This is a genomic window from Maridesulfovibrio ferrireducens (assembly GCF_016342405.1).
GTDB lineage: Bacteria > Desulfobacterota > Desulfovibrionia > Desulfovibrionales > Desulfovibrionaceae > Maridesulfovibrio > Maridesulfovibrio ferrireducens_A.
Genome location: NZ_JAEINN010000005.1, coordinates 12,999 through 28,889, shown reverse-complemented (window position 1 = coordinate 28,889; position 15,891 = coordinate 12,999). Strand labels below are relative to the sequence as shown.

The 15,891-nt window shown below is 42.2% G+C and carries 12 protein-coding genes; 5 read left to right on the top strand and 7 right to left on the bottom strand.

What is annotated here, in order from left to right; all coding sequences use genetic code 11:
- Positions 1–5 precede the first annotated feature (5 nt).
- Together JEY82_RS06800 and JEY82_RS06795 are read right to left on the bottom strand one after the other, a co-directional pair.
- Entirely contained in the window at positions 6–1,295 is a 1,290-nt protein-coding gene (locus JEY82_RS06800) for an anthranilate synthase component I family protein (RefSeq protein ID WP_304084127.1), read from the bottom strand.
- Positions 1,255–1,800 (bottom strand): aminodeoxychorismate/anthranilate synthase component II, encoded by a 546-nt coding sequence (locus JEY82_RS06795; RefSeq protein ID WP_304084125.1) that lies wholly within the window; start codon positions 1,798–1,800, stop codon positions 1,255–1,257. Before JEY82_RS06795 ends, JEY82_RS06800 begins: the two co-directional genes overlap by 41 nt.
- Before the next feature lie 180 nt (positions 1,801–1,980).
- On the opposite strand from JEY82_RS06795, the gene JEY82_RS06790 reads away from it, so the two are divergent.
- Entirely contained in the window at positions 1,981–3,141 is a 1,161-nt protein-coding gene (locus tag JEY82_RS06790; protein ID WP_304084122.1) for a pyridoxal phosphate-dependent aminotransferase, read from the top strand.
- 95 nt (positions 3,142–3,236) lie between these two features.
- On the opposite strand, the gene JEY82_RS06785 is transcribed toward JEY82_RS06790, so the two are convergent.
- Positions 3,237–6,353 carry an efflux RND transporter permease subunit gene (locus JEY82_RS06785; RefSeq protein WP_304084119.1) on the bottom strand — a complete coding sequence of 1,039 codons (3,117 nt, stop codon included), beginning with the start codon at positions 6,351–6,353 and terminating at the stop codon, positions 3,237–3,239.
- A 27-nt stretch (positions 6,354–6,380) separates the two neighbouring features.
- A complete protein-coding gene (locus tag JEY82_RS06780; RefSeq protein WP_304084117.1) occupies positions 6,381–7,457 on the bottom strand; it encodes an efflux RND transporter periplasmic adaptor subunit in 1,077 nt (358 codons plus the stop codon).
- Between the two features lie 230 nt (positions 7,458–7,687).
- Here JEY82_RS06780 and JEY82_RS06775 point away from each other — a divergent pair, with 230 nt between their 5' ends.
- Positions 7,688–8,020 carry a hypothetical protein gene (locus JEY82_RS06775; protein WP_304084115.1) on the top strand — a complete coding sequence of 111 codons (333 nt, stop codon included), beginning with the start codon at positions 7,688–7,690 and terminating at the stop codon, positions 8,018–8,020.
- Positions 8,021–8,097: 77 nt separating this feature from the next.
- Here JEY82_RS06775 and icd read toward each other — a convergent pair whose 3' ends face one another.
- Both icd and JEY82_RS06765 read right to left on the bottom strand, forming a co-directional pair.
- A complete protein-coding gene (gene icd / locus JEY82_RS06770; protein WP_304084112.1) occupies positions 8,098–9,243 on the bottom strand; it encodes an NADP-dependent isocitrate dehydrogenase in 1,146 nt (381 codons plus the stop codon).
- A gap of 408 nt (positions 9,244–9,651) precedes the next feature.
- Positions 9,652–10,533, bottom strand: a complete 882-nt coding sequence (locus JEY82_RS06765; protein ID WP_304084109.1) for a flagellin — start codon at positions 10,531–10,533, stop codon at positions 9,652–9,654.
- Between the two features lie 260 nt (positions 10,534–10,793).
- Here JEY82_RS06765 and JEY82_RS06760 point away from each other — a divergent pair, with 260 nt between their 5' ends.
- Together JEY82_RS06760 and JEY82_RS06755 are read left to right on the top strand one after the other, a co-directional pair.
- The gene (locus JEY82_RS06760) at positions 10,794–10,985 is read left to right on the top strand and encodes a hypothetical protein (RefSeq protein ID WP_304084106.1); all 192 of its coding nucleotides are present in this window, start codon (positions 10,794–10,796) and stop codon (positions 10,983–10,985) included.
- Between the two features lie 431 nt (positions 10,986–11,416).
- Positions 11,417–13,957 (top strand): PAS domain S-box protein, encoded by a 2,541-nt coding sequence (locus JEY82_RS06755; protein WP_304084104.1) that lies wholly within the window; start codon positions 11,417–11,419, stop codon positions 13,955–13,957.
- Here JEY82_RS06755 and JEY82_RS06750 read toward each other — a convergent pair.
- The gene (locus JEY82_RS06750; protein WP_304084102.1) at positions 13,954–15,081 is read right to left on the bottom strand and encodes a glycoside hydrolase family 3 protein; all 1,128 of its coding nucleotides are present in this window, start codon (positions 15,079–15,081) and stop codon (positions 13,954–13,956) included. The two genes, JEY82_RS06755 and JEY82_RS06750, sit on opposite strands and share 4 nt — an antisense overlap.
- Positions 15,082–15,251: 170 nt before the next feature.
- Between JEY82_RS06750 and JEY82_RS06745 the strand changes: the two genes are divergently transcribed.
- Positions 15,252–15,869 (top strand): D-sedoheptulose 7-phosphate isomerase, encoded by a 618-nt coding sequence (locus tag JEY82_RS06745; RefSeq protein WP_092159776.1) that lies wholly within the window; start codon positions 15,252–15,254, stop codon positions 15,867–15,869.
- Positions 15,870–15,891: the final 22 nt, after the last annotated feature.

Sequence of the window (15,891 nt, the reverse complement as noted above, 5' to 3'; positions counted from 1 at the left end):
CCGGGTTATGACCTTGGCGGACGTAGGATCTTGCCGGCTTTGGCAAGAGTTTCAAAATATTCGGCTTCAGGATCTGAATCGATTACAATCCCGCTTCCAGCCCAATAGGTAAGACCCTTGTCTTTCAAATTGTAAACCGCTGTTCTGATCGAAATTGAAGAAACCATATCCTGTGGTCCTTCAATCAAGACGATGCTTCCACAATAAGGACCACGCCCATGCGGTTCGAGAATATCGATCAGCTCCATTGAACTTTTCTTAGGACATCCGGTTATAGAACCGCCGGGAAAAGCGTTGAAAAACAAATCAAGGCAATCCTTATCTTCCGCAAGCTCCCCACGCACACGGCTGAACATTTGGAGCAAGTTATCAACCGCAAAAACAGACTTATGATCTTCAACAATTACCGAGCCGTATCTGCAATCAGAAGAAATATCATTTCGCACCAGATCGACAATCATAGAAAGTTCTGCATCTTCTTTAGGTGAAGAAGTTAACTCTTTTTCAAGTTCAGGTGAATACTCATCAAAATGGAGAGTTCCCTTAATAGGTTCAGAAAGAACATGCCCGTTCTCAACCCGCAAAAAGAGTTCCGGAGATGTGGAAATTATCTTTTTATCGCAGCTTTGGAACAATGCATAATATGGCGCAGGAAATTTTTTATTGAGAGCGAAAAACCATAAAACAGGATCAACCTCTGCACCATTAAAACTGAACATTGTCGTCAAATTAAGCTGATATGTAAGCCCGTCCCGGATATACTCAAGAGTCTTGCGAACTCCATCCTGATACTCGTTTTTATCAAGCGACATACTTACTGCATCATCAGAAAAATAAGGTAATTCAATATCAGGAATCGGGCCTGCTTCTCCCGCCTGTTTCGCAATGGAAAGAATAAAACTTTCATCATCACACAAACATTTCACACACCCGTCAGCCTCATCATGAACAAACACAGCCTTATATTTTTTAAGATGAACAAACGGATACTGCGTCGTCTTTTCGGTCTTAACGGACCGTAAAACCTGCCCGCATTCATAACTGACAAACCCGATGGTCGGCCTGCTATCCGAAAAAGCAAAAGACTTAACCGCAGGCGCAATAGTATCCGCCAACGAATCAGCTGTAAGAACAAGCTCACCGTCAGACAAAACACCAATAAAACTTCGTCCGCCATTTCCAAATCCCGGCGATGTCAAAAGAATGTCCGCATTGTAGTTATTTACAAAATGCAGTGCAATTTCACGAAACCTGTCATAACTGACTGATTCCGAGAAAATCGAGGGCGTAATCAATAAAAACTCCGGCTTGTTCAGTTAAAAATGATTCAGGATGAAACTGATATCCCAGCAACGGACGCTGATCATGCGCTATAGCCATGGGAACGCCCTGACTGTTTGCAGCAACCACTTCCAGCCCCTGTCCTATAACATTACAATAAAGGGAATGATATCTGGCGACGGCTAAATCCCGCCCGTTAAAATCAATATTCTCGGTTCGCCCGTGAAAACAACCACCCAAGCGGGATGTCTGCCCTCCGAAATATTCATTTAGAATCTGCATTCCTAAACAGATTCCAAGAACGGGCTTTCCAGAATCAATCACATCCTCATAGCCTGGATAATCCTGAGGTTTTCCGGGACCGGGCGAGATAACAAGAAGATCATAAATATCCAGCTCAACGGACTTTTCATTCGAATAAGCGACCACTGTCACCTCAGCACCCTTAATTTCTTTAACCAGCAGGTGTTCAAGGTTATTTGTAAAACTGTCATTATTATCAATCAAAAGAATTTTCATTTTTGAACCGCGCCATTAGGAATATTTGATCTCTGCAACATATGGCGCTTAGTTACTCCAGCATCCACGCATGAGCAAGTAATCTTCATGCAGCTTGTCTTATTGCACTTCACGTTATGAAAATGTATACAGCATTTCAAATACATAAGCGGCTAACCGCAGTTTAATAAGGAGTCTATCATGGATTGTATTTCCAAACGAGCTTGTGAGATCACACCTTTTCTAGTCATGGACGTTCTGGAAGCGGCGCAGAAAATGGAGCGCGACGGCAGAAATATAATCCATATGGAAATTGGTGAGCCTGATTTCGATACACCTGAATGTATCAAAAAAGCTTGTTGCGAGGCTCTTGAAAGAGGCGAAACCCACTATACGCACAGCCTCGGGATTCCAGAACTGCGTCAGGCTATCAGCAAATATCACAAAGACAGATATGATGTTGATGTTGATCCGGACCGCGTAATTGTAACTCAGGGCACATCCCCTGCCATGCTTTTGCTGTTCACTTTTCTTCTGGATCAAGGCGACAACGTCATTACCTCCGACCCGTGTTATGCCTGCTATGACAACTTCATTAAATTCGCCGGAGCTGATTTAATAAAAGTTCCCACCAGCGAAGACGACGGTTTTCAATTCCGCCCGGAAGAAATAGCTAAAATTATAAATAAAAAAACAAAAGCTATTCTGATTAACTCTCCGTCCAATCCGACCGGGATCGTCCTTTCTCCAAAAAGAATGAAACAGATTGCGGACCTCGGCCCTTGGATTGTTTCCGATGAAATATACCATGGATTAGTCTACGGCGAGCAAGAACATTCTATCCTAGAATACACAGACCACGCTTTTGTACTAAACGGATTTTCAAAACTGTTCGCCATGACCGGCTGGCGACTAGGTTATATAATCTCCCCTGAAAAATACGTCCGCCCCTTACAGAAGCTCTGTCAAAACTTTTTCATCTCCGCCAATTCAATGGCACAATGGGCTGGAGTAGCCGCCCTCACCGAAGCTTGGGATGACGTTAACCGCATCAAAAACATTTACGACGAACGCCGTAAGTTTATGATCAAAAGACTTCGCGAAATAGGGTTTGATATTAAAGTCGAGCCCACCGGGGCATTTTATATTCTGGTCAATATGAAACCCTTTGCTGAAAAATTCGAAGGCAGTTCATACAAGCTAGCCTTCGACATTCTGGAAAAAGCTGAAATAGGCGTAACACCCGGAATTGATTTCGGAGAAGGCGCAGAAGGATACATCAGATTTTCTTATGCGAACTCAATTGAGAATATAGCTGAAGGCATGAATAGACTTGAAAAGTATGTAAAAGAATTTAAATAAAACAGAAAATAATTTTATTAACAAAAAAACAGCCCTGCTAATTTGGTTAGCAGGGCTGTTTTTTTATTTTATCTATTTATACGGTGAACTAAGATCTACCCCTCATCCTTCTTCCCGCCGATTTTCTCCATCTTGATGAAGAACATAAGCAGCGCAGGAATCATGAACACTGTGAAGACAGTGGACAGTGCAAGACCGCCAAGTACAACCGAACCAAGTCCTCGATATAATTCTGAACCGGGACCGGGAGCTATTGCCAGTGGCAGCATTCCGAAAACGGATGTGGTAGCTGACATATAAATAGGCCTCAGTCTTGTACGCGTTGCATCAAGAACAGCTTCCTTATGACTCATTCCGCCCTGCCGCACGTTGTTCAGCGACTGATGCACGATAAGAATAGCGTTGTTTACAACTACCCCGATCAGAATAACAAAGCCGAGCATAGTCAGTACGTCCAGTGGTTGCGGAGCAATGAATATATTCTCAAGCTGTAACCCGAGGAAACCACCGGCTCCTGCAAGCGGAACAGTAAGCAGAATGATAAACGGATAAATGAAGTTCGCGAAAAGCGCAGCCATAAGCAAATAAGTTATGACAATTGCCAGCAGGAAGTTCCACTGCATTGCATCACGGGTCTGAGTAAGTTTATCCGCAGCACCACTCATTCTCACGTTCACGCCCTCAAGAAGCCCCATTTCCCTGACCTTTGGAATCAGTTCATTCTGGATAATCTCCATTGCCTGTTCAAGCGGCATGGATTTAGGAGGCGTTATCTGTAAAGTTACAGTCCTCTGCCGTTCCAGATGACGAATCTGAGTAATCCCGTAAGTTCTTTCTATAGTCGAAAGAGATGAAATAGGAACAGCCCAGCCTTGCGGAGTGGCAATGAGAGAACTGTAAAGTTCTTCCGGCGTGCTTACCCCTGACTCGGAAGCTTTCAATTTCAAATCAATTTTCTTTTTACCTTCTTCTTTAAAATCACCAATTTTACGACCATCCATCAGAACATCAAGGGCTTCCCCGACCTCCTGACTGGACATTCCAGCCGAACGGACACGGTCACGATCCGGCACAATTTTTACTTCAGGATAAAGCATTTCAAGTGACGGAATTGGGCGAACCTGTCCACCCGGCACAGCCTGCCGAGCCATTCCGAACATAGTTCCAGCTGCGGCAATGAGCCGATTAAGATCAGATCCACTGAAATCTACTGCGACCATTCGTCCTTTACCGAGGCCGGATTCAAAAATCGAAGCCTGAATACTGACCCCGAACATACCGGGAATAGAACTCATTATCTTGTTAAAAAGAGGTATTAACTCAGCAGGACGTTCGTCATCTTCCGACATCGCTCCAAAGAGATTAATGGAAGGAGCAGACACGTAAAAAAGATGATCGATAGCCGGAAAGCCATCTTTATCTTTATGCATATGCGGATCTACCTGTGAAGCGATAAACTCACCGATGGAATCACGCTCTTCATATGACAGCCCCGGAGGAGGAATCAGAATTGAGAGAATAAGGTTTCTATTACCCTGCGGCAGATATTCCATCTTCGGGAAGAAAGAAATCACGAGCAAAGCAGAAGCGACTACCAGAATCACAACAGTCGAAATTCTCGTCATCCAGTTTCGGATCGAAAGCTCAAGCAGCGACATAATGCCGTTTGAACATTTTCCACCAAATCTGGTCAGGATATTATTCCTGATTTTTTTCTCCTTGCCGGAAAGCGTATAAAACTGCTTTGCCAGCATAGGGATAACTGAGATTGATACGAATAAAGACAATGAAATGGCACAAGTAACTGCGATGGCAATATCTTTAAATAACTGTCCTGCTTCTTCCTCAATAAAGACAACAGGAAGAAATACAGCAACAGTTGTCAATGTTGAGGCAAGAACAGCACCCCATACTTCGCTGGCACCGTCGTAAGCTGCTTTATAGGGGGGTTTCCCCATACTTCGATGCCGATCAATATTCTCAAGAATAACAATGGCATTATCAACCAGCATCCCAACGGCAAAGGAGATACCGGACATACTTACAATATTTAAAGATCTTCCAAGTCCGCCGAAAACAATGAATGAGCCTACCACTGAAATTGGAATCGCAATGGCAACAATAATTGTAGAGGACAATGACTGAAGAAAAATCAACAAAACAATAATAGCCAGAACACCACCGATAATAATATTCTGTTTAACCAGATCTATCGCACCGGTAATGTAAGGAGCCTGATCGTAAGTCCAGTCCAGATAAACACCTTCTTTCGCAAGCATTCCTTTGTTTAGACTTTCGACAACCGCGCGAACATCGCGGGTAACATCAAGAACATTAGCGCCCGGTTCGGGCTTTATACCTATGGCAATCCCCGGAAAACCGTCGCTAAGCATTGCAACTTCGGACTTTTTAAAACCGGGTACAACTTTACCGACATCGCCGAGAGTTACCCGCTGCTGACCGGAGGAAGTGATAACAACATCCTCAATCTCTTCCGGTGAACGAAATTCCGAGGTAGTACGAATACGGTAATCTCTTCTACCTACGCCCATATTACCGGCGGAAACGTTAGTATTTTCGCTTTTAAGAACCTCAATAACTTTAGCAATAGTCAGATTATATGCTGCAAGCTTTTCAGGTGCGATGATAACGTGCATTTCCTTTTCAGTGCCACCGCCCATAAACAGGTCTGCAACGCCGTCGACTCGTTCCAGATACTGGCGCACATCATTTTCAAAGAAGGTTAAATATTCATCAATAGGGCGCTCATTACCCTCAAGATTCTTCAAAATCATCCAGATGATAGGAGACGTTGCAGATCCTGTAGCCGTTATGATCGGACGATCTGAATCAGCAGGATATCTCTTAACTTCATTCAGCTTATTGGAGACTCTAAGCAGAGCATCATCAACATTTGTTCCGATTTTAAAACGCAGAGAAATACGCCCGACGCTGTTGAAACACTCAGATTCCATCTCAATCAAACCAGTCACACCTTTGAGAACTTTTTCCTGTTCTTCAATGATGTCTCGCTCAATCTCATAAGGAGTTGCACCATTCCACTGCGTTTCAACGGTTATTTCAGGTTCAGTAACTGTAGGGGAAAGCTGATATGGTAAACCTGTAAGAGCAAGTGCACCGAAAAGCACCAGCAGGATTACCCCTACAAGTATAGAAACAGGCTTCTCAATTGAAAATTTTATAAAATCCATAACGTTTAAACTCCAGACAGATGATAACTACTTATTGTCTATGACTACAGCCTGTCCGGGCCTGAGCCTTTCATTACCTTTAACAACTATGTCCATATCAGCAGCAAGCCCCTTGCCACGTACTCCGGCATTCATTCCTTTGTATCCAATAACCTTTACGGGAATCGGAGCAGCTTTGCCTTCGACAATTGCAATAATCATTGTAACTCCGCGTAACGAAAGAACTGCATCGCGAGGAACAACCACCGTTTCGCTGGCAATATCTGAAGGCAGAGAAACGCGGGCTTCCATCCCCTGAGCAAGGCCTTTTTCACCATGAATTCTTATTTTAATAGGGAAAGTACGACTGGCAACATCTCCGCGCGGAATAACAGCGAAGACCTGACCTGTAAGTTCCTTTCCTCCTATATCCAAGCCGACATCAAGCCCCGGTTTAACAACCTGCGACACGTCCTGAGGGACATTAACTACAACATCATAACTGGTGTTCATACCGATCTTAGCAACTTCTCCACCGCGAGAAATCCATTCACCGAGATATACGTTTCTTTTAATCACTACACCGTCAAAAGGTGCACGAATTATTTTCTTTGAAAGTTCGATCTGAAGCCTTCTTAATTTCGCCATTGAAGAAGCCATTTCACTTTCCAGAGCCATAGCTCTAAATCTTTTGGAATCATACTCACCTTCGTGAACAGAGCCGCCTTTAAAAAGTTGTGTGATACGCTCATTATCGCGCTGAGCGCCCTGATAGTTGGCTTTGGCTTCTTTGTAGGCAGCATTGGCGGCCCGGATTTCCGTAGCCAGCAAATCAGAACTAAGCACAAGAAGAACAGCACCCTTTTTAACAGTATCCCCTTCTTCAACTTCAACTTTGACAACCTTTCCGGCAACTTCCGAGGCTACATCTGAAACCTCAGAAAAATAAACCGTACCTATATAAGCTGATTCAGGAGCGACTTGCCCGGAGTAAGATTTTGCGGTCACCACATGAGCCGGAGGCATTTGAGGAGCACTTTGCTTGGCCTTCTTTTCTTCAGCAGCAAAGGCCGAAACTGATATCATTAATAAAACGCATAGAAATAAAATTTGAATCTTCCGCATGCTATCTCTCCACTAATTTATAACTGTTTTGTGAGGGTCACTTTACGCAAGATTATTTTTTAGTCAACACTGTTCACTAAATAAAAAATAGTAGAAAAACTGGGCTCTCAGCGATTATTTTCACACCACTATTGCGGTGGCCTTTATCTCACTTATAATCATGCAAACTTGACTTTACACTCCTACCTTCATATTAAATCTCATTATCAAGTCTGCAAAATAGGAAAAGCATGAAAAAACTAATTGTTACAATCTTTTTTATTCTATCGATACTTACAGCGGGTCCGGCTGCGGCTGTCACCATAAAAAACACCTGTGACTTTCCAGTTGCCGGTTCTCTCCGTTACCAAGAAACCAAAGTTATTTTTGCACAGTTCAGACTGATACCCGGACAAAAAATTCATCTTGGAAAAGGTCTTTCCGACAACAAACTAATCCTTCGTACCATCCCTGATGCAGGAATTGAAAAAGCAACCCCGATTACAACCACAACGCTGGATTCTTCGGACTGTTATATCGAATTAAAGCAAACAGATAATGGAATAGAGACCAGCATCGATTAATATTTTAATATAGCAATAAAAAAAAAGCCCTCCCGATGCAAACATCAGGAGGGCTTTATATTTATATGCGGCAGAGACTACAGGTTCGCGAGAATAATCTCACCGAACTCTTTACAGCCTACAGTTGCAGCACCACTGATCTGGCTTGACAGATCAACAGTAACTTTTTTGGCTGCCAAAGATTTTTCAACAGAATTCTTGATCAAATCCGCTGCTTCGTTCCAACCGATATGTTCAAGAAGCATTGCACCGGAAAGAATCAGACTTCCGGGGTTAGCCATATCTTTACCAGCGATGGTAGGAGCTGTTCCATGAGTAGGCTCATAGATCGCAAGCTTGTCACCCATATTTACTCCGGGAGCAAGTCCAAGTCCGCCAACCTGTGCAGCAAGAGCATCGGAGAGATAATCTCCGTTAAGGTTGGTAGTTGCCAGTACGCTGTATTTTTCAGGACGCATTAAGAGTTCCTGGAACATAGCGTCGGCAATACGGTCATTGATTATAACCTTGCCTTCGCCCTGTTCACCGTCTCTTACAACTTTTCCGGCATAATCTTCAGCAGCAAGCTCATAACCCCACTTAAGGAATCCTCCCTCAGTGTACTTCATGATATTACCTTTATGAACCAAAGTTACGGACTCACGGTTCTGTTCAAGAGCAAAATCAAGAGCTCTGCGAACAAGGCGTTTTGAACCTGCGGGAGTGATAGGCTTAATTCCTATACCGGCAGAGCTGTCAATTTTAGCGCCCATTTCGTCAACCAAAAATTCAATAACTCTTTTTGCTTCAGGAGAATTTGAACTCCATTCTATTCCTGCATAAACATCTTCTGTGTTTTCGCGGAAAACAACGATATCGACGAGATCGGGTCTTTTAACAGGAGATTCAATTCCCTTAAAATACTGAATAGGGCGAATACAGGCATAAAGATCAAAAGTTTGACGCATGGTAACGTTCAAAGAACGGAACCCTTTTCCGACAGGAGTCTGAAGAGGTCCTTTCATAGCCAGATCAGCATTGCTCAAAGTATCAAGAGTAACCTGTGGCAGATATTCTCCGGTTTCTTTGAAAGCTTTTCCTCCGGCGAGGAGCTCTTTCCAGTCCAGTTTATTAGCCCCTGCGTATGCTTTTTCAAGCGCAGCGTTAAGAACAGGACGAGCGGCAGCCCATACTTCGGGTCCGATTCCATCACCTTCGATATAATATACGGTTCTTGTAGACAAAACGATCTCCTTGTGTAGGTGGATATGCTACGGCGTGACAGAATGAAGGGCTGCTTGAAAAATAAGATTTATCGGGGATTCCCGGCAAGAAAATCAAGTCAGTTTCAAAAAAGTTACACCAAATACGCCATTCGCGCATGATGCCGTTTTTTTGTACGCATAGAAGTGTAAAAAAAACATTATTCTGAATATGAATAGTTGTATTAAACGGACATCTTTAACCCGAAAATCTCGGATTCAGTGGACGTTTATAGGATAAAATTGCAAAAAAGTAAACTTTTCATAGATTATGAAAATGCAAGTACATAAATATAACAATCCGCAATATTTCCATAAAAATATCTTCAAACACGAAAAGGGAAGCCCAAATTAATGGACCTCCCTTTCTGAGTTAGTCACCCATTGGTGTTAGCCAATGAGCTGCATTGCCATTCTAGGCATATTGTTAGCCTGTCCGAGCATTGCGACGGCGGCCTGAGTGAGGATCTGGTTCTTAGTGAACTCAGTCATTTCAGTCGCGACGTCGACATCGGAAATGCGTGATTCCGAAGCCTGAACATTTTCTGCCTGGATTGAGAGGTTGGTAATAGTGTTTTCCAGTCTGTTCTGGAGAGCACCGAGGTTAGCACGAATCTTATCCTTGGATATGATCGCATCATTCAACTTATCAAGGGACTGCTGCGCAAGAGCCTGTGTGGAAATGGAGTTATTAGCTGCCAGTCCGACACCAAGAGCTGATGCGGTAGAGGTATTGATAGATACGTAGTAATAATCTTCAGAACTGTCATTACCGGAACCGAAATGGACCTTAACAGGACCGGTAGAGGTGAGTCCTGCTCCACTATGAGCAGAGTTTTCACCAGACAAGTTACCGTTGAGAAGGTGAATTCCGTTGAAGTCTGTTGCGTTGGCAATACGGGTAATTTCTGAAGCCATAGCCTGATATTCAGAGTCGATGATAAGGCGCTGGTCAGAGTTATAGGTACCGGTGGATGCCTGAGTTGCAAGTTCCTTCATACGAATCAACTTTTCATCGATGACACCGAGAGCGCCATCAGCGGTCTGAATCATAGAGATAGCATCATTCGCGTTACGAATACCCTGATTAAGAGTCTTAACATCAGCGCGCATAAGCTCGCGAATTGCAAGACCTGCAGCATCATCAGCGGCTGAGCCGACACGAAGACCGGAAGACAGTCTACGAGTTGAAACACCAAGATCGTTGTAAGCTGAACCAAGGTTACGGTTAGCATTCATTGCCATCAAATTGTGATTAATTACGAGCGACATAATAATTCCTCCTTGAATTATTTAAGAAAGTACGCCTAAGTGGTTCCTTCCACTTCGACCATTTAACTAGTTGATTAAAAATCATAAAATATTCTCCCCTTTACTTCATAAAATACCCTCCGGAACAATTAGACTTGTGGCCATCGGCCACATAATCCGGTAAAAATCAACGTCGTTTAGAGGACATCATTCAGCACTACCTGCAATCGGACTCACGCAGGTGTCCGCCTAATCTTTCCACAAATGCGCGGAGATCCTTTATGAATCCGCGACTCTTCGCAGGTACAGCCTTTAACGGCGGCAATTCTCACATGTCCCATATGGGAAATTTGTCTATGCGAACGAATCCACACATTACCAACCTCCGAGAATCACCATCCGGCCGATTGCCGTATTCTGCCCACATCAACGCCGTACTTTTTTCCGAACTATTTCCTCCGTTAATTGGTTGAAACTTTTCTCTGCAAAAGACATTGCAATGCTCATGCCTAATGAAAGATCAAACCTTCATGTTCACCTTTATAAACCTTTAACCATCCGTTAAGATTATATTTTTAGAAATAAACAAAAATGAACAATGCTCAAGAAAAGATCGACAAAATACGAATAAGGAAACTTCTGCCCGTTTAAAGACGGAAAAAGATTCCCGGTTTAGACAATCAATAAATTTAAATAGAGGAAGGAGCTGAACGGATGCGATAATTAATTTAAAAAACAATTAATTTAATGTGTTATAAAGATTAACAAACCTAAGTTCTTTACAAAGATCAACTTAATGATCTAACTGTATAGATAACCGAAATCTGTAATAATGCGGTTAAGCGACAAGCTTTTACTACTACACCACATAATCTTTTAGAATGACTTTAGCAGTTACAACCTGATGAAAATAAAAAGCATACACACACTAAACGAAAGAATTCGCAACTACCTTTGCTTTTTTCTTACGATTTTTATCGCATGCTCGTCGTTTTCACTCCTGCTCTTTTTTTGGATGATTAATAGCGAAGTAAACGAAAGAGTTGACACATGGGGTACATACTTTTCCAACCGAATCGATTTCATTGAAAACATCATGCAATCGAAAAGCTCTCTTGATTACGGACTAACCTCTATCCTCAGAGTTTCTCAGCAGGGAGAAATTTTCAACAGCAGACCTCATCCCGTAAAAAATGACGACATTTCAAGATCTTCTCTATTTAATAAAATTAAATATTTTAAGCCCGGACAAATCTGTTTGATCCAGAAGGCTAAAAATAATAATCAAGATGAACCGACACTATTTTTAACCAAAAGGCTGGACAACTCTTTCGTAATTGCGGAGTTCAAATCGGAAACATTACTCCCGGTATCTCCTAAAGATACTGATATTTTTATATTCGATAAAGAAAATGAATGTATTTTTTACACTTCCGACAAATACAATCTTCACGAAGATAAAATACGCAAGATAATGTTCTCTTCATTCCGCATATTTGCATCGGCTAAAATAAAAAATGAAAAAGCAGGCTCAATTACAGTTGTAGTAGCTAAAGATATTTCCGCAGAATTTTACGGCGCAACCCTGTTTATGATTCTGGCCCTCGCCACAGTTCTCATAATTCTCAAAAGATCTACTTTTCTGACATGGGATCTTGAAGAAACGGAAGAAGACTTTGTCCGCATAAAAAATTTGCTGGCAAATGTATCAATGCTACCCGGAGAAAAGCTAAACCATTTACCGGCAATCGAGTATGCTGCAGAAAAAATCAGAAAAGTAAATTGGGAAGCAGAAGCTGAAAAGATGTCTTTTATCGAGAACCAGAAATATATTCTAACCACATCTTTTTTTGCTGGAAACATCTTGCGCTTACTTGATGAAATCACAGCACATTCCAAAGAAATAGCCATATCAAGACAGGAATACAAAGACCTTGTTCAACGAGTGCACAGTATAATTATCAGAATGGATCTTAATGGTAACTGCACCTTTTTTAATGAATATGCAGAATCTTTTTTTGGATTCACTCAAGAAGAAATGCTAGGTAAAAGTATTATCGGAACCATTATCCCTAGAACTAAGGACAATGACTCAGACCTTGAAAAACTTATTCACGAAATGACCACAAATCCTGAGCTTACCCCAATCAGCAACAATCAAAATGTCCGCAAAGACGGAAGTAGCGTATGGATTTACTGGTCAAACAGTCCAGTTTATGATGATGACGGGAATACTGTTGAAATCCTTTCAGTGGGTACAGATATAACTGAGCGCAAACGGGTTGAACTTGAACTGCACCGGACCAGAAACTACATAAAAAATATCATCGACTCCATGCCTTCGATAATAATCGGAGTTAACAGCACAGGAGAAATTGTCCACTTTAACTCCAATGCGGAAAAAAACGCCACCATAGCTGCCAACCAACTTCTCGGTAAAAAAGTAGAAGAAGCTTTTCCTTCACTTGCGAAATATACATCCCGTATTGAAAAGGCCATTGAGACAGGAATACCTGAAACAGAAATCCGCACACCTCAGGATTCTCAAAACCAAAAATATCAGGACATCATGATTTACCCTTTAAGCGGGGACATTAAAGGTGCGGTAATAAGAATTGATGACGCAACAGAACGTGCCAGAATCGAAGAAATAATGATCCAGACTGAAAAAATGATGTCCATTGGAGGGCTTGCGGCCGGAATGGCCCATGAAATTAACAATCCTCTTGGCGGCATCCTTCAGGGTATTCAGAATATAATCAGAAGATTTTCACCAGACCTTGCTCCTAATATAAAGGCTGCTGAAAAAGCAGGGTGCAACATGAATTCTGTACTCGCTTATATGGAAGATCGTAAAATAATAAAAACGCTTGAAGGTATCACAGAATCAGGCGTTCGTGCTGCAGAAATAGTTTCCCGTATGCTTGAATTCAGCCGTAAAAGCGATTCAAGCAAAGCTTCCTGTGACATTAGAATACTGCTCGATAAATCAATATCTCTGGCAACACAGGATTATAATCCCAACAAAAAGTACGATTTTAAACAGATTAAAATTACCAGAGACTACGCAGAGTTTCTTAACCCGGTTCTTTGTGCAGGAACAGAGATTGAACAGGTTTTCCTTAATTTACTGAGGAATTCCGCGCAAGCAATGGACGACTGGAAAGAAATGGAAGCTCAGCCGGAAATCAGTGTCAAAATATCCAATTTGGGTGACATGGTAAAATGTACCATATCGGACAACGGCCCCGGTATAAATAAAGACACCCGCAAGAGAATTTTTGAACCTTTTTATACAACAAAAGATCCCGGTTACGGAACAGGACTTGGTCTTTCTGTTTCATATTTCATAATTACGCAGAACCACAAAGGCAGTCTAAGTGTAGAGTCTTCACAAGGAAAAGGAACAACATTTACAATTCTTCTTCCCGCAATACAGAACTAATTTATACGCAAAATCGACTGATTCTTCAAAAGCATAATCCTTTCATAGGACTGCCTTATCCTGCGTTCTGAGATTCTGCCTTCACGGACAAGTTCCTTAATAGCTCCTACAGCCTTGATACCTAATCCCGGTTCATAAATAAGATTGTTTCCAAACAGCAGAATATCCGCTCCGGCATCCACAGCCCTGAATACGCTGTCTTTAAAACCGAATTCACCGCTTACAGCCTGCATCTGCATGTCATCAGTTACAACGACGCCCTTAAACCCGAGTTCATTGCGCAAAAGTCCCGTTATTACAGAATGGGAAAGGGTTGCAGGATATTTTTTATTAAGCTTACTATTATAGATATGAGCTGTCATAACCATATCTACTTTATGATCATTAATCAGCTTGCGATATGGAATAAGCTCATCTTCGGACCATGAATCAGTAACATCGGTGAAACCTTTATGACTGTCCCCCGCCGAACTGCCGTGCCCCGGAAAATGCTTAAGACAAGATATCACTTTCTCCGAATGCAAACCGTCTATAAAGGCTTTTGCAAACTCGGAAACAATAACCGGATCATCCGAAAAACTTCTTTGCAATGCCGCAATAACAGGATTTACTGCATTGCGGTTAACATCAACCACTGGTGCAAAATCAACATTTACACCTACAGAATTTAGCGTTTTACCCGCAGCTTTCCCAGCTCTGAATGCGGCTTTCAAATCGCCACTGTTACCTAATTCTGCGGCGGAAGGACTCGAAGGAAAACCTCTATCCACAGCAAATCTGCAAATGAGTCCCCCTTCCTGATCCGCCGCAACAAAAAGCGGAATACGGGCTTGCTTCTGAAGCGAGGAGGTGAGAGCTTCCACCTGCTTGTAATCTGAAATATTACGCTCAGTACTGTTTAACGCACAATCTTTACTGAAAAGAATAACTCCGCCTATTTTTGCATCACGTATATCTTTAACAATAAAACTATCCGGCGCAGCATCCATCCCTCTGAATCCGACCATTACCATCTGACCAATCATAATATCCACCTCGGAAGAATCAACAGATAAATTCTTTGATCCGCAACCAATTATACTGGTGGCAAGTAACAAAAAGACAATACTATAAATTTTATTCACTTATATACTCCACAAGAATTATTTTCAGCCACTAACTGCTTTAAAATAATTACCTTATTTAGGATTAATGATTTTATCAAGGAGGAACCCGGCATATTGCCACATGGATTGATTTCCTATAAACGGAATTCACCATACGGATTTAAGTAAAACTCCCAGAAGGATAATATATGTCTCATACAGCTTTACAAAAAGTACTTGATCACGCCCGCTCCGGCCTTGAAGTAAGGGAAGCTTTTTTTGAGCAGGACTCTCAGTTAGTTGTTGAAATATCCAGAGCAATGGCTGTCCGCCTTGCTCAAGGGTCAAAAATTCTATTTTGCGGCAACGGCGGCAGTGCCGCAGACTGTCAGCACCTTGCAGCTGAACTGGTAAACAGATTTAAACTTGAACGCCCGCCACTACCCGGTCTTGCGCTTACAACCGACTCCTCAATACTCACATCAATAGGAAACGACTACTCCTTTGATATGATATTTGAAAAACAGGTTGCAGCTCTAGGTGCACCAGGAGACGTTCTTGTTGGAATCAGTACTTCCGGCACAAGTCCAAACGTGATAAAAGCATTAAAAGAAGCTAAACGGAAACAAATGGTGACAATAGGTATGACCGGTTTAAGTTCAGGTGAAATGCTTCCCATATGCGATCACATAATAAGTGTTCCCAGCAAAGATACTGCCATCGTGCAGGAAGTTCATATTGCTGTGGGGCATCTATTCTGTGAACTTATCGACCACTTTCTCTTTGAAGCTGTTTCAGAGCTTGAACCGTATCTTCTTTCCGACTAAATAGATTTTGAAAAGATAAGCG

Excerpts from the sequence above, each read along its gene's own strand:
- JEY82_RS06795 (WP_304084125.1), bottom strand. The coding sequence starts at position 1,800 with ATGAAAATTCTTTTGATTGATAATAATGACAGTTTTACAAATAACCTT.
- JEY82_RS06790 (WP_304084122.1), top strand. The coding sequence starts at position 1,981 with ATGGATTGTATTTCCAAACGAGCTTGTGAGATCACACCTTTTCTAGTC.
- JEY82_RS06785 (WP_304084119.1), bottom strand. The coding sequence starts at position 6,353 with ATGGATTTTATAAAATTTTCAATTGAGAAGCCTGTTTCTATACTTGTA.
- JEY82_RS06780 (WP_304084117.1), bottom strand. The coding sequence starts at position 7,457 with ATGCGGAAGATTCAAATTTTATTTCTATGCGTTTTATTAATGATATCA.
- JEY82_RS06775 (WP_304084115.1), top strand. The coding sequence starts at position 7,688 with ATGAAAAAACTAATTGTTACAATCTTTTTTATTCTATCGATACTTACA.
- JEY82_RS06765 (WP_304084109.1), bottom strand. The coding sequence starts at position 10,533 with ATGTCGCTCGTAATTAATCACAATTTGATGGCAATGAATGCTAACCGT.
- JEY82_RS06760 (WP_304084106.1), top strand. The coding sequence starts at position 10,794 with ATGAATCCGCGACTCTTCGCAGGTACAGCCTTTAACGGCGGCAATTCT.
- JEY82_RS06755 (WP_304084104.1), top strand. The coding sequence starts at position 11,417 with ATGAAAATAAAAAGCATACACACACTAAACGAAAGAATTCGCAACTAC.
- JEY82_RS06745 (WP_092159776.1), top strand. The coding sequence starts at position 15,252 with ATGTCTCATACAGCTTTACAAAAAGTACTTGATCACGCCCGCTCCGGC.